Source organism: Neptunitalea chrysea (assembly GCF_027924145.1).
Taxonomy (GTDB): domain Bacteria; phylum Bacteroidota; class Bacteroidia; order Flavobacteriales; family Flavobacteriaceae; genus Neptunitalea; species Neptunitalea chrysea.
The window spans coordinates 43,167-56,896 of sequence record NZ_BRVP01000008.1 but is presented as its reverse complement, the minus strand read 5'-3'; the positions used below and the strand labels follow the sequence as shown (position 1 = coordinate 56,896).

Sequence of the window (13,730 nt, the reverse complement as noted above, 5' to 3'; positions counted from 1 at the left end):
CTACGCCAAGAAGAAAGCGTGGTGTTAAAAACATTATATGTGTTAGTTTTTGTGTACATTTAAGTTTAAATAACTTGTTTTTTCAAATGTAGCATAATTAAATAAAAGGACAAGCTTTATATATGTTTTTATTAAATTAACAAATAATTTAAGTAATCATTAATAAATGAAAATTTTAAATGCTAAACAGTTAAAAGAAGCTGATGATTTTACAATAAAAAAACAGAATATTACCAGTGTTGAATTAATGGAGCGTGCGGCTAGTCAAATTTTTGAATGGATTCATTCGAGGCTTCAGAATGCACCAGTTACGATTCATATATTTTGTGGGGTAGGAAATAATGGTGGGGATGGTTTGGCTTTAGCCCGTTTGTTGCTGAAGGAAAATTATTCGGTTCATGTTTATATTATAAATTTTAGTACTAAAAGATCCACTGATTTTCTGGTTAACTATGACCGATTAAAGAAGATGAATGTGTGGCCGCAAGTCTTAAATAAAGAAGATGAGCTTCCTGCCATTTTAAAAGAGGATATTGTTATTGATGCCATTTTTGGACAAGGTCTTAATAGACCTCCTGTAAATTGGGTAGCTACTATAATTAAAGGTATTAATAATAGTAATGCTTTTGTAGTTGCTGTAGATATACCTTCTGGTTTATATATGGAAGCAGTTCCTGAAGATAAAAATGCTGTTATAAATACAAATTATACACTAAGTCTACAACTCCCCAAATTACCCTTTTTTTTACCAGATACGGGAGTATTTACTAATGATTGGGAAATTTTAGATATTGGTTTAGACGAAACATTTATACAAGAGATTAGTTCTGATATTTATTTAATAGGGAAGGCAGAAGTTATTAATATGTATAAACCTAGAGAGAAGTTTTCTCATAAAAATACGTACGGGCATGTTTTGGTTGTAGGTGGTAGTTACGGTAAAATAGGAGCAGCAATGTTGTCATCGGAAGCAGCATTAAACTCAGGTGCAGGGCTTGTTACTTCTTATGTACCCAAGTGTGGGTATCAAATATTTCAAACTGCTTTACCTGAAATTATGGTGCTTACCTGTATGCACGAAGAATATATATCTGAAATAAAATACGATATAAAACCTTCTGTGGTAGCATTAGGCATGGGGCTAAATATAAAACCGGTAACGGTAAAGGCGTTTAGAAGTTTTTTAGAAAACATTGAAACACCTTTAGTTATTGATGCAGACGGACTTAATATTTTAGCAAAGGAAAAGGATTTGATTGGAAAACTAGCACCTAAAACCATTTTAACGCCACATCCGGGTGAGTTAAAACGTTTAATAGGAGAGTGGAAAGATGATTTTGAAAAAATAGATAAGGTTAAAGCGTTTTCTAAAGCTAATGATCTGATAGTGGTTGTAAAAGGAGCGTATACCATAACGGTTTATCATAACGAAATGTATATAAATACTACCGGAAATCCAGGTATGGCTACCGCGGGTAGTGGAGATGTATTAACGGGTATAATTGCAGGTTTAGTGGCTCAGGGGTATCCACCTTTAAATGCTACTATTTTTGGTGTCTATTTACATGGAAAGGCAGGTGATTTGTCTGTAGAGAAAAATAGTTATCAGGCTTTAACCGCTACCGAAATTATTGATTATATAGGGGATGCCTATTTAAATTTATTCGAGAGAACTTAAAAATAAAAAAGGTGGAATAATGAAATTATTCCACCTTTTTTAAAATATCACTTATACCATTAGATATTTATACTTTCTAATGAGTTTAATAGGTCTGTTAATTCTTCAGTTTGAGATGGTCTCAATGCATCTGCACTTAAAATTTTTCCTTCTGTATCTAATAAAATAAATCTTGGAATAGAATTCACCCCATAAGCTTTCATAAACTCAGAATTCCAATCCTTGTCAGCAAATAATTGCGTACCTACAAGTTGATTCTCTTCTATAAAAGTTATCCATTTTTGTTTATCCGCTTTAACATCTACAGATATACCAATGAATTCGATATTCTTATCTTTAAATTCTTCCTCCACCTTTTTTAGGAAAGGAATTTCTCTTTTACATGGTCCACACCATGTAGCCCAAATATCAATATAAACATATTTTCCTTTATATTCATCAAGGCTATGTTCTTTACCATCAATCCCTTCATAGATAAAATTAGAAGACGGAGCTCCTTTTACAAGAGTCTTTACAAGTGTATATTTTTTTAATATAGCTTCTTTGAACTCGTCATCATTTGAAATTTTATTGAATTCATGAAAATAGTATCTTGCTGTTTCTTCATTTCCTGGTCTAATTTCATAAGCAAGGTTACTCATAATACTTTCTTGAATAGTAGGACTCTTCTTTTCTTCTATTAAGGCAACAGCTTTATACATTGTTGAGTCTTTACTAACTTCTTTTAATTTAGTTCCGAAATCTGATAGCACCAAGCTTATATAGTTATTGTAGTTTTTAGCATCTGCTTCGTTGTCGTAATCTAATTTTGATTTAAATTCCATGATCGCATCAGAAGGCTCATAGTTGGGCGCTTTGCCGTAATATGCATGATAACTTGGATATCTGTTTAAAGCAACATATGATTCATACATTAAGTTTTTATCTTCTAAATCTTCAAATTCATCAGATACGCCTGCTTTACTTAGCGCATCTTTGTGTGCTGCTTCAAGACTATCTATTTTAGCTATATATTGATCTTCAGGTAATGAGTAGAAGCTAACAGCATCTGCAGTAATCGCTTCATCACTTAAATATTTTTGTGCTAAATAATTATTTTCAGGAGCACCTTCACCTGTGTAAGCGATACTTTCGTCAAATAATTTGGTATCTATGGTAAGGTTAATGTCTTCACCATTAGCTAAATAGAAGGTAGAGGTCTCATTCCCTATTTTAAAAGTATAGTAACCCGGTTCTTCAATTTTTAAAGTATCAGAAAAATTTCCGTTGTTATCTATTGGAAGTTCTTCTTTAAGTCCGTGCCCAGAAACACGTACTGTTTCAGAGTTCATATTCGTTACTTTGCCACTAAAAATCATATAAGTTTTAGGTGCTTTGGTACAGCTAAATATAACTAATGCAGCTAGTAATAAAGAAAGTCTTTTCATATTAGTATTTTAAAACAAAAAAATTAAATAATTATTAAGTAGTAATCCCTTTCATTTGGAATTTATAATGTTTATACGGATTTTTGATGCCTTATTAGAAATCAACTAAATGACGAATACACATTATATAAGCAGCAATATACTTGATTTATCGGAAATAAATAAAATTATTTCTGAAAATAAAAAAATCAAGTTATCAGACGAATCTAAATATTTGATTGAGAAAAGCAGAACCTATTTAGATGAGAAATTACAGGCACATAAAGAACCTATTTATGGTATAAATACTGGGTTTGGGGCTTTATATAATGTAAAAATTTCTACTAATAACCTTACCAAACTACAAGAGAATTTAGTGAAATCTCATGCCTGTGGAATAGGAGAGAGAGTACCTAAAGAAATTGTAAAATTGATGTTGTTATTAAAGGTTCAGTCACTTAGTTATGGTCATAGTGGGGTGCAACTAGCTACAGTAAAAAGACTGATTGATTTTTTTAATAACGATGTTATTCCGGTTGTATATACACAGGGTTCACTTGGAGCATCAGGTGATTTAGCTCCGTTGGCTCATTTGTCTTTACCACTATTAGGAATCGGGGATGTGTATTTAAATAACGACATTGTAGATGCTTCAGTTTTAAAAGAAAAATTTGGTTGGGAACCAATAGTGTTAAAATCAAAAGAGGGACTGGCGCTTTTAAACGGAACTCAATTTATGAGTGCTTATGGTGTTCATTGTTTGCTTAAATCGTATAAACTTTCGTATTTAGCCGACTTAATTGGGGCTATATCTTTAGAGGCTTTTGATGGAAGAATTGAACCTTTCTCTGAGCTTATTCATTTGATAAGACCACATAGAGGACAAATAAAGACTGCCGAACGTATGTTAAGTTTCTTAGAGGGCAGTGAGCTTATTTCAAGAGAAAAGAAACATGTACAAGATCCGTATTCTTTTAGATGCATACCACAGGTTCATGGGGCTACAAAAGACACGCTTACCTTTGTTAGAAAAACTTTTAAGACAGAAATAAATTCCGTTACTGATAATCCAAATATTTTTGTAAAAGAAGATAGAATTATTTCTGGAGGTAATTTCCACGGACAACCACTTGCACTTGGTTTAGATTATTTAGGGATAGCCCTAGCGGAGTTAGGAAATATATCAGAACGTAGAATATTTCAATTAGTTTCAGGTTTACGTGAATTACCTGTTTTTCTGGTAAATGATCCCGGTATTAATTCTGGTTTTATGATTCCTCAATATACCGCGGCGAGTATTGTTAGTCAGAATAAACAATTGGCTTCTCCTAGTAGCATAGATAGTATTGTTTCTTCAAACGGACAAGAAGATCATGTAAGTATGGGGGCAAATGCCGCTACTAAATGTTTACGTATTTTAGATAACGTAGAACGTATTTTAGCAATAGAATTGCTAAATGCCTCGCAAGCGATTGAATTTAGAAGACCTTTAAAAAGTTCTGGAATCATTGAAGAATTTTTAGCGGCCTATATAAAAGAGATCCCGTTTGTTGAACAGGACCGTATTTTACATATAGACATTGAAAAATCAATTGATTTTATCGAGGCTTATTTGGTAGATATTTCAGAAGTCTATCTGAACTAATGGAGACTACATTTCTATTCTCATTATTTTATTTACCCATTTAAGAGCACTCTTTGTCTCGTAAAAGATTTTCATATTACCTTGTTTAAAAAAGGATTTCTCAATTTTATAATTGTAGAAATCTATTTCTTTTTTAGAAACAATCGCAAAGGCTTTTAAGTTTTTTGCTTTTCTTAATGTGAAATAAGCAGTAGGGTCTACAGAGTAAGAGTTTTTTCGTATAGTGATGTAAGCAAATGGAATATCATCTCCAAAATGTTTTTTAAAATGTAGCATTTCTTTTAAGCATACATCTTTATTTAGCATTATACCTTCATTTAGTATAGCTACTACAAAATAGTCGTAAATGTATAGAGTACCAAACTCTAAGGTATACTTTGCTTTTACCTGTAGGTTAGATATAGTTGATAACATATGTGATTAATTAGTAAAACTTGGGCGTCTAAACTTACAAAAAAATCTTATAAATCCTTATACCAATTGAAATTTTTCTTATAAATTTTTAAGCCTATTCAATAGCTTCTAATCGGGGAGATGAATTCACCTAAAGTAACAGTGATCCTTTTTACAATCTGGTAATGTCAACACCTGTCAATTTTAATCCCATTGCTTTAGCAGCTTTAATAGCTATCTTTTTTAGTCTAAAGTAGCCTTACAGAAGTAGAGTTTCCTAGTTGTATGTTTTTTCTAAATTCATTCGGTAATGTTTCTCTTTTAATAGGGCACATCAATTTTTGGTAATTTCTCCCATTCTTAATTTCTTACAATTATTTTTCTGGACATGGTAATAAATGAGGTAAACGAGAGTACATAAAAATCAAATCAGGTCTGTTGTATAGGTTATAAATATTATATAAAAAAACCCGAGTGTATACACTCGGGTTTTTACAAACGATACTAACAATATAAATACTTAATAATAAGTAAATCTTCTTACCTGAGCTATGTATTTAGCCAAGCGTATAACTTGATGAGAGTAGCCATATTCGTTATCATACCATATGTATAGTATAACATTTTTACCTTCTTTATCAACTATTGTGGCTTTACTATCATAAATAGAAGGAGCTGAACTTCCAATAATATCAGAAGAAACTAGCTCATTACTTAACGAATATTGAATTTGCTCTACAAGACTACCTTCTAAAGCGGACTTTTTAAGAATGTTTTGTACATCTTCAACAGATGTTGTTTTTTCTACCTCTAAGTTTAATACAGCTAAGGAACCATTTGGTACAGGAACCCTTATTGCATTTGAAGTTAGTTTGCCACTTAATTCGGGTAACGCTTTAGCAACAGCTTTTCCTGCACCGGTTTCTGTAATAACCATATTAAGTGCCGCGGCTCTACCACGTCTGTATTTTTTGTGCATGTTATCTACCAAATTCTGGTCGTTGGTATATGCATGTATAGTTTCTAGATGTCCTTTTACAACACCCAAAGAATCTTCAATAACTTTTAAAATAGGGGTAATAGCATTTGTGGTACATGATGCTGCAGAAAATATAGAATGTTCTTTAGGGCTGTAATGTAAATGATTTACACCGTGTACAACATTGGGTATTTCTTTACCAGGAGCAGTTAGTAAAACGTGACTTGTTCCCTTTGCCATAAGGTGTCTCCCTAAAGCGTCCTTATCTCTAAATGCACCTGTGTTGTCTATAATAAGAGCGTTGTCTATGCCATATTCGGTATAATCTATATTTTCGGGTGCATGAGCAGATATCATGTGAACTGTTGTACCATTAATGGTAAGAGCTTCATTATCTAAATCTACGGTAACTACCCCCGGAAAATGTCCGTGTACCGAATCACTCCTTAACAAAGCAGCTCTTTTTTCTAATGATTCTGCCGTATTTGCATCACGAGTAACAATTGCTCTTAAACGTAATTGACCTCCTTTACCCACTTTGGTCATAAGTTCTCTTGCTAGCAATCTACCAATTCTACCAAACCCATACAATACTACATCTCTAGGTTTTATTTTGTTGGTTTTACTGGCGGCTTTTAACTTATTTAGTACAAAGGCACGTGCATTACCATGTTTATCATCTTCCAATTGGTATTCATAAGTAAGTTTGCCTATATCTAATTTGGCAGGAGGAAGGCCCGATGAATATATGGCTTTCGCAATTTCGGTAGTATCAAATACAGAAATGGGTTTCCCCACAAATTCGGCAGCATATTCGTGTAAGTTTAAAATTTGACTAACATTGTTATCAATAAGCTGGTTTCTAAAAAATACAAGTTCAATTGATTTCTCATACCATAGATCACTAATAACTTTTATGAATTCTACTGTAGCCCGCCTTCTATCAGCCTGAAAGGCAAGTTCTTTTTCGTAAGTGGAGTTACTTGTCATTTTTAGTTTATTTGTGTATAATAAATACTAATTTAATACAAAACTACATATTTCAAACGTTTTCGTAAAAGTTTTGGGGTATAAAAAAAGCCCCTTAAGGAGCTTTCTTGCTAATTTTTTATAGCTACATTTTAAAAGAAGTATCTTTCTTTTTCACCATTCTTGTTAATAACAACAAGTACATTACGGTTGTTATAACCGTTCGATACACTACTCATTACCTCTTTTACATCGTCTATAGAAGAAATTGGCTCATTATTAATACTAATAAGAACTTTACCTTCAAGTTCTAAGTTTCGGTTGCTATAGAAGGTAGCTTCTTTGGTAATTTTAACACCATTGCTCACTCCAAAGCTCTTTTTGTCTTTTGTAGATAGATTTTTAACCGTTAATCCTAATCCAGTAATAGAATAGGTCTCTTTTTTAGTAAGAGTAACTTTAACGCTTTTATAATCTCCATCTCTTTCGAATGATACCTGTACATTATCTCCAGGTCTTTTGGAAGTTAAATAACCCGTTAGATCAGAAAATTGTTTAATCTTAATATTATCTATTTTTTTAATAATATCTCCTTCCTGAAGCCCCGCTTTGTCTGCACCAGAATCTCCTTCAACACCTGCTACATAAAAACCTTCTGTGTATTTAACACCTATTTCATTTGCAATAGTTGAATTTAAACTTCTACCAGAAACACCTAGAATACCTTTTTGTACATTTCCATATTCTAATAAGTCATCTACTACTTTCTTAGCAATATTGCTTGGCACTGCAAATGAATATCCTACATAATTACCTGTTTGCGATGTAATAGCTGTGTTAATGCCAATAAGGTCTCCGGCAGTATTCACTAATGCACCACCACTATTACCCGGATTTACAGCAGCATCTGTTTGAATAAAAGACTGAATCTTATCGTCATACGGATTTAAATCTCTTGCTTTGGCACTAATAATACCTGCAGTTACCGTAGAGGTTAAGTTAAACGGATTACCTACTGCCAATACCCACTCACCAATTTTGGTGTTATCAGAATTTCCAAACGCTAGATAAGGTAATCTTTCGTCGGCATCAATTTTTAATAAAGCGATATCAGTAGAAGGATCGGTGCCCACTAAAGTTGCTTCATATATTTTATTATTATTTAAGGTAATTTCTAGCTTAGTAGCGTTTTCAATAACATGGTTGTTTGTAACTATATATCCGTCAGGAGAAATAATAACACCAGAACCAGTACCTACCTGAGCACGTTGTTGTCCTCCAGATCCAAACATAAAACTATAAACAGATTGATCTGTGGCAATAGAAGTGTTCTTAACGTGTACTACGGCATGAACTGTTTTATCGGCCGCATTGGTAAATCCTTCTTCATCTAATGCCGGGGTCGGGGCATGGTTAAAATTGGTTGTAAAGGTCTGTGCTGCATTTTCGTTTGCACCTTCGGTTACGTAATAAGGTTTCTCTAAAAATAATTTATAAGAGGCTAAAGTAATTACACCTCCTAAGATAGCAACAAACAACAAACTAAAGTACTTTTTCATTTTGCTTTTCTTTTGGTTTATACAATTCTTAAAATTTTAATATTTTCTTTTTAATACTCTAAAATTATTCCATAAATATTTATTCTGTTTAACTTTAACCACATTTTAACAAAGGAAAAACCTGTCTAAATAATGTATATTTGCAGAATTAATAAGAGGTAATGAGGCTTAATTTTTATAAATATCAAGGTGCTGGAAACGATTTTATAATGGTTGATAACAGAGAAGATACCTTTCCTAAACACGATATTACGTTAATTAATAAGTTGTGCGACAGGAAATTTGGTGTTGGTGCCGATGGGTTGATTCTTTTAGAGAATGATGAAGAACATGATTTTAAAATGGTGTATTATAATGCAGATGGAAATGAGAGTACCATGTGCGGTAATGGGGGTAGATGTTTAGTAGCTTTTGCAAAACAACTTGGAGTTATTAAAGACGAGGCTACTTTTAACGCCATTGATGGGAAGCACTATGCAGAGATAGATGGAGATGTTGTAAGCTTACAAATGATAGATGTTGATACCCTTGAAATTTTTGATGTTTATAGTTTTTTAAACACTGGATCTCCGCATCACGTACAAGAAGTAGAAGATATAAAGAACTATGATGTATTTTCGAATGGAAAAGCAATACGTTATGGTACACCTTATAATGAAGCTGGTAGTAATGTCAATTTCGTTGAAAAAATGTCAGCTGACACTTTTGCAGTTCGTACATATGAGCGCGGTGTAGAAGATGAAACACTTTCTTGTGGTACAGGAGTTACTGCTGTAGCATTAGCTATGTATGCTAATGGTAAAACAGAAAGTACACAGATTACCTTAGAAACGCTTGGAGGGACCCTTCAGGTAAGTTTTACGGAGGAGAGTGATAAATTGTTTAAAAACATATTCTTAAAAGGAAAAGCCACCTTTGTATTCGAAGGTACAATTATATGTTAACACTTAAAGGTACATATTGTTATTTAAGAGCCTTAGAGCCAGAAGATCTTGATTTTCTATATCAAATAGAAAATGATGAGAATGTTTGGGAGGTAAGCGAAACAATTACACCTTACTCCAAATTTATTTTAAAGCAATATTTAGAAAATAGTCACAGAGATATTTTTGATGTAAAACAACTTCGATTGTCAATTGTAACAACAGAAGAAAATCTATTATGTGGTTTTATTGATATTTTTGATTTTGATGCAAAAAATAAGCGAGCAGGAGTGGGGATTATTGTAGTAGACACCTATAGAAAAAAAGGAATCGGGGCAGAGTCTCTTTCCTTGGTGTTAAAGTATTGTTTTAAAAAATTGAATTTGCATCAGGTTTATGCCAATATATCAGAGGATAATGAAGCCAGTATTCGTCTGTTTGAAAAGCTAGGCTTTAAACTAACCGGACTTAAAGCGGATTGGGTTTTAGTTGATGGTGCCTATAAAAATGAACTTCTTTTTCAGAAAATAAAAGCATGAATATAAAAAAGTTAGTAGTTATTATTGCGCTACTTGGAGTAGTAGCAGGTGGTATTTTTGTATATCGTATTTATAATATATTGTTTGAACCCAATACAAGTTTCAATAATGAAGAGGCACATCTTTACATAGGTAGTATTGATACATTTGATGATGTAAAAGAACAATTGACACCTCTTTTGAAGGATATTGATGCATTTGTACAATTAGCTGAAAAAAAAGGGTATGCATCCAATGTAAAGCCTGGATATTACATTATTAAAAAGGGTATGAATAATAATGATATTGTAAATACACTTAGAGTTAATAATATTCCTATTCAAATAACTTTTAATAATCAGGATACATTAGAGAAATTGGCTGGTAGAATTAGTACTCAGATAGAAGCTGATAGTACAGAGTTATTAGAAGCAATGTATGATGCTGAATTTTTAAAAGAAAATGGTTTTACAAAAGCTACTGCTTTGGCTATTTATATCCCTAATACCTATGAGTTTTTTTGGAATACTTCCGGTAGTGAGTTTAGGAATAGAATGCTTAAGGAGTACAATTTATTTTGGAATGAAGACCGATTAAACAAGGCAAAGGCATTAAACTTAACACCAGTTCAGGTGGTAACCGTTGCATCTATTGTTCAAAAAGAAACAGCGAAGGTAAGTGAACGCAAACGTGTAGCAGGGGTATATATTAACCGTATAAAATCGAATTGGTTATTAGGAGCAGACCCTACAGTTATATTTGCTTATAGAAAGAAAATAGGGGACGATGATTTTGTTATTAAGCGTGTTTTAAATAAGCATAAAGATGCCACATCAACTTCACCATATAATACTTATTATGCGTCTGGTGTACCTCCAGGGCCTATAGCAATGCCCGATATATCATCTATAGATGCCGTGTTAAATTACGAACATCATGACTATTATTTCTTTGTAGCCGATGTTACAAATTTTGGTTATCATAAGTTTTCAAAAACTCTTTCTCAGCATCTTAGAAACGCATCTCAATATCATAAATGGGTTAGTAAACAGTCTTATTAAGCTGTTTTATTTGTAACAAAAATTGATAAATCTATAAGTCTAAATGTTAATGAAGGTTAAACTTTTAGGCTAATTTTGAAAAAAAACGGTGTTTTAGAGCTTTAAAAAGTGATATGTATTATGAATATGTTAATCTTGTAAGCTTTTTTTTGGAAATTTTTTACTGATTTTATAAATAAAACGAACTATTTGTTTAAGTTTTGATTCTTTTTTAATATTAATATAATTTTAACTATTTGTTTTTTAGGTAGATAAAAAGTTTGTACATTTGTCGCCCTAATTTCTGAGAGGAAGAATAACAGTTTATATTGTTCTTTTTCAGTTGTTTAACAACACTTTTAGAGAAAATAAAATAAATGAAAAAGAATGCAGTTAAAATTGTTCTATCATTATTATGTTTAGGTTTTATTTATTTCGGATATAGTAAAAACAAAACTAAAACCGAATATAAGAAACCTTTAGAAAAAGAAAAAATAAAAAAAACAATTCCAGATTCTTTAATTGCTAAATTTTCTATTACTGAACCATCTTTTAAAACCATTAGTAAGGCAGAGTTAATAACTCCTCCTTTTACAGGGAAATCGTTTACAGGTTTTAAAGAGGCGTTAGGTTATAAAGAGTCAAGAGGGAATTACTTTGTTACCAATCAATTAGGGTATTTAGGAAAATACCAGTTTGGTAAAAAAACGTTAAGAGCTTTTGGTATTCATGATACCAAGAAGTTTTTAAATGATCCTGAACTTCAGGAAAAAGTCTTAATAGCGTATATGGCAAGAAATAAAGCCATTTTACGAAAGGAGATAAAAAAATATGTCGGTAAAAGGATTAATGGTGTTTATGTAACAGAATCTGGCATTCTGGCAGCGGCTCATTTAGGTGGTGCCGGTAACGTGAAAAAGTTTTTGCGTACCTCAGGAAGTCATGTTTTTAGAGATGCTAATGGTACTTCTATAAAGTTTTACATGAAGAAGTTTGCCGGATATGATCTTTCTTTTATTAAAGCCGATAGAAAGGCGAAAGTTATTTAGAGCAATAGTAAAGTAGTAATTGAAAATCCGAAGTGTTTTAAACACTTCGGATTTTTTATTTTAATGTATATCAATGTAAAAAGAAACATCAAACTGAGCACTTGATGCGAGTTGTAAATTACCTTCTTTTTTGGTGAAATCTCCATTGGTATCAGCATTATCGGTTACTCCTAACCATGGCTCAATACATACAAAATCCCCTGATGGTTTTGCCCAAATACCCAAATAATTGAACTCAGGAAAAGATACTGATAATATTTCGCCCTTTGTTTCATGACAAAGACTCACTTTACGAGAGGTTAAATCTTTTAGAATAAGTGCATCATCTTTAAAAAGTTCATGTTGCAGACGCAAAATTTTATCACCTTTTAATAGAGGTGCAGTGGTACCCGATTGTAAACCTTGGCTATCTAATAGGTGGGTTTCACAGGTTTCCTCTGTTTCAAATACCAGTAGGTAGTCATCATAGTTTTCACCATCTTTTAAAGGGCATTTAAAAGCCGGATGCCCTCCAATGGAGAAAAACATTGTTTCGTCTCCTAAATTTTTTATTGAATGCTGTACTTTCAATTGTTTTCCTTCAAGGGAAAAGGTAATTGAAAAATCGAATTTAAACGGATAGATTACCAGAGAGTCCTCTGTATACGTATAGTTTAGTGTAATTGAACTGGTGGTTTGATTAGCTACTTTTAAATTTTCATTGTAACGTATAAACCCGTGTTTTGGAGTACAATATCTTTTGCCATTGTAAGTGAAATGACTCTCCTTTAAACTCCCTATAATAGGGAAGAGTACAGGGGCGTGACTACCCCAAATTTCAGGATTTGCATCCCAGATATATTCAGTTCCACTAGTGTCTTTAATGCTGCAAATTTCGGCACCTTCTTTTTTAATAGTTACCTCTAACTGATCGTTAGAAATAGAAAGCTTCTTAGGAATTTTCATATAATATTGATGTATAAAACCGGTAATTTACTATAGTTATTGCAATTACAAGCTATTAATGCTATATCTTTAAATAAAATTAGTAAAAAATGGAAAAAATAATTGCTTTTGCAGGAAGTAATTCTTCAAAATCTATCAATTTTCAATTAGTAAAGTATACTGTAAGTTTAATAGAGGGGCTAAGTGTTGATACACTTGATATGAGCGAAATGCCATTTCCTATTTACAGTGAGGATGAAGAACGCAAGGAAGGTTTTAAAAATGCCTTGGTTGAATTGGTAAATGATATACAAGATTCAGACGGACTTGTTATTTCTGTAAATGAACATAATGGAAATATGTCTGCTTATTTTAAAAACTTGATTGATTGGATGTCTCGTTTTAACCGTAATTTTCTTGAAGGAAAGAAAATCTTTTTAATGAGCACCTCTGAAGGTAAGTTTGGAGCTTCAAAATCGTTAGAAGCGACTTCGTTATTATTACCACGTTTTGGAGGGGAAGTTATTACAACGTTTTCTTTGCCTTCATACAGTAAACATTTTTCTGCATCCGATTTAAAAATTACAGATGAAGCTCTTTCAAAAGAGCATCAGGATAAGCTCAACCAATTTTTAGAAGCATAGTTC

The 13,730-nt window shown here is 32.3% G+C and carries 12 protein-coding genes; 7 read left to right on the top strand and 5 right to left on the bottom strand.

From position 1 onward, the window contains the following. Positions 1 to 166 precede the first annotated feature (166 nt). Positions 167 to 1,678: an NAD(P)H-hydrate dehydratase gene (locus NBRC110019_RS07180; RefSeq protein ID WP_281753616.1), complete on the top strand. Its 1,512-nt coding sequence runs from the start codon at positions 167 to 169 to the stop codon at positions 1,676 to 1,678. Positions 1,679 to 1,737: 59 nt separating this feature from the next. Here NBRC110019_RS07180 and NBRC110019_RS07175 read toward each other — a convergent pair whose 3' ends face one another. Then, positions 1,738 to 3,105: a TlpA family protein disulfide reductase gene (locus NBRC110019_RS07175; RefSeq protein WP_281753615.1), complete on the bottom strand. Its 1,368-nt coding sequence runs from the start codon at positions 3,103 to 3,105 to the stop codon at positions 1,738 to 1,740. A 109-nt stretch (positions 3,106 to 3,214) separates the two neighbouring features. Between NBRC110019_RS07175 and hutH the strand changes: the two genes are divergently transcribed. Beyond that, positions 3,215 to 4,729, top strand: coding sequence for a histidine ammonia-lyase (hutH, locus tag NBRC110019_RS07170; RefSeq protein WP_281753614.1), 1,515 nt, complete (start codon positions 3,215 to 3,217; stop codon positions 4,727 to 4,729). A gap of 6 nt (positions 4,730 to 4,735) precedes the next feature. Here the strand turns inward: hutH and NBRC110019_RS07165 are convergent, their stop codons facing one another. The 3 genes from NBRC110019_RS07165 to NBRC110019_RS07150 all read right to left on the bottom strand — a co-directional run bounded on the left by NBRC110019_RS07165 (position 4,736) and on the right by NBRC110019_RS07150 (position 8,629). Beyond that, entirely contained in the window at positions 4,736 to 5,143 is a 408-nt protein-coding gene (locus tag NBRC110019_RS07165; RefSeq protein ID WP_281753612.1) for an STAS/SEC14 domain-containing protein, read from the bottom strand. Positions 5,144 to 5,642: 499 nt separating this feature from the next. After that, entirely contained in the window at positions 5,643 to 7,091 is a 1,449-nt protein-coding gene (locus tag NBRC110019_RS07155) for a glyceraldehyde-3-phosphate dehydrogenase (RefSeq protein ID WP_281753611.1), read from the bottom strand. A 131-nt stretch (positions 7,092 to 7,222) separates the two neighbouring features. Then, entirely contained in the window at positions 7,223 to 8,629 is a 1,407-nt protein-coding gene (locus tag NBRC110019_RS07150) for a trypsin-like peptidase domain-containing protein (RefSeq protein WP_281753610.1), read from the bottom strand. Positions 8,630 to 8,790: 161 nt separating this feature from the next. Between NBRC110019_RS07150 and dapF the strand changes: the two genes are divergently transcribed. The 4 genes from dapF (at position 8,791) to NBRC110019_RS07130 (ending at position 12,159) form a co-directional block, all read left to right on the top strand. After that, on the top strand, positions 8,791 to 9,573 hold the full coding sequence (gene dapF / locus NBRC110019_RS07145; RefSeq protein WP_281753609.1) for a diaminopimelate epimerase: 783 nt from the start codon (positions 8,791 to 8,793) through the stop codon (positions 9,571 to 9,573). Beyond that, the gene (locus tag NBRC110019_RS07140) at positions 9,567 to 10,091 is read left to right on the top strand and encodes a GNAT family N-acetyltransferase (RefSeq protein ID WP_281753608.1); all 525 of its coding nucleotides are present in this window, start codon (positions 9,567 to 9,569) and stop codon (positions 10,089 to 10,091) included. Before dapF ends, NBRC110019_RS07140 begins: the two co-directional genes overlap by 7 nt. Continuing rightward, entirely contained in the window at positions 10,088 to 11,131 is a 1,044-nt protein-coding gene (gene mltG / locus NBRC110019_RS07135; RefSeq protein WP_281753607.1) for an endolytic transglycosylase MltG, read from the top strand. Before NBRC110019_RS07140 ends, mltG begins: the two co-directional genes overlap by 4 nt. Before the next feature lie 356 nt (positions 11,132 to 11,487). Beyond that, a complete protein-coding gene (locus NBRC110019_RS07130) occupies positions 11,488 to 12,159 on the top strand; it encodes a peptidoglycan-binding protein LysM (protein ID WP_281753606.1) in 672 nt (223 codons plus the stop codon). 60 nt (positions 12,160 to 12,219) lie between these two features. Here NBRC110019_RS07130 and NBRC110019_RS07125 read toward each other — a convergent pair whose 3' ends face one another. Beyond that, positions 12,220 to 13,104, bottom strand: a complete 885-nt coding sequence (locus NBRC110019_RS07125) for an aldose 1-epimerase family protein (RefSeq protein ID WP_281753605.1) — start codon at positions 13,102 to 13,104, stop codon at positions 12,220 to 12,222. A gap of 89 nt (positions 13,105 to 13,193) precedes the next feature. On the opposite strand from NBRC110019_RS07125, the gene NBRC110019_RS07120 reads away from it, so the two are divergent. Continuing rightward, positions 13,194 to 13,727 carry an NADPH-dependent FMN reductase gene (locus NBRC110019_RS07120; RefSeq protein ID WP_281753603.1) on the top strand — a complete coding sequence of 178 codons (534 nt, stop codon included), beginning with the start codon at positions 13,194 to 13,196 and terminating at the stop codon, positions 13,725 to 13,727. Positions 13,728 to 13,730 lie beyond the last annotated feature (3 nt).

Coding starts and splice junctions, on each gene's coding strand:
- NBRC110019_RS07120 (WP_281753603.1), top strand. CDS start 13,194: ATGGAAAAAATAATTGCTTTTGCAGGAAGTAATTCTTCAAAATCTATC.
- NBRC110019_RS07130 (WP_281753606.1), top strand. CDS start 11,488: ATGAAAAAGAATGCAGTTAAAATTGTTCTATCATTATTATGTTTAGGT.
- NBRC110019_RS07165 (WP_281753612.1), bottom strand. CDS start 5,143: ATGTTATCAACTATATCTAACCTACAGGTAAAAGCAAAGTATACCTTA.
- NBRC110019_RS07180 (WP_281753616.1), top strand. CDS start 167: ATGAAAATTTTAAATGCTAAACAGTTAAAAGAAGCTGATGATTTTACA.
- NBRC110019_RS07175 (WP_281753615.1), bottom strand. CDS start 3,105: ATGAAAAGACTTTCTTTATTACTAGCTGCATTAGTTATATTTAGCTGT.
- NBRC110019_RS07125 (WP_281753605.1), bottom strand. CDS start 13,104: ATGAAAATTCCTAAGAAGCTTTCTATTTCTAACGATCAGTTAGAGGTA.
- NBRC110019_RS07155 (WP_281753611.1), bottom strand. CDS start 7,091: ATGACAAGTAACTCCACTTACGAAAAAGAACTTGCCTTTCAGGCTGAT.
- mltG (WP_281753607.1), top strand. CDS start 10,088: ATGAATATAAAAAAGTTAGTAGTTATTATTGCGCTACTTGGAGTAGTA.
- NBRC110019_RS07150 (WP_281753610.1), bottom strand. CDS start 8,629: ATGAAAAAGTACTTTAGTTTGTTGTTTGTTGCTATCTTAGGAGGTGTA.
- dapF (WP_281753609.1), top strand. CDS start 8,791: ATGAGGCTTAATTTTTATAAATATCAAGGTGCTGGAAACGATTTTATA.
- NBRC110019_RS07140 (WP_281753608.1), top strand. CDS start 9,567: ATGTTAACACTTAAAGGTACATATTGTTATTTAAGAGCCTTAGAGCCA.
- hutH (WP_281753614.1), top strand. CDS start 3,215: ATGACGAATACACATTATATAAGCAGCAATATACTTGATTTATCGGAA.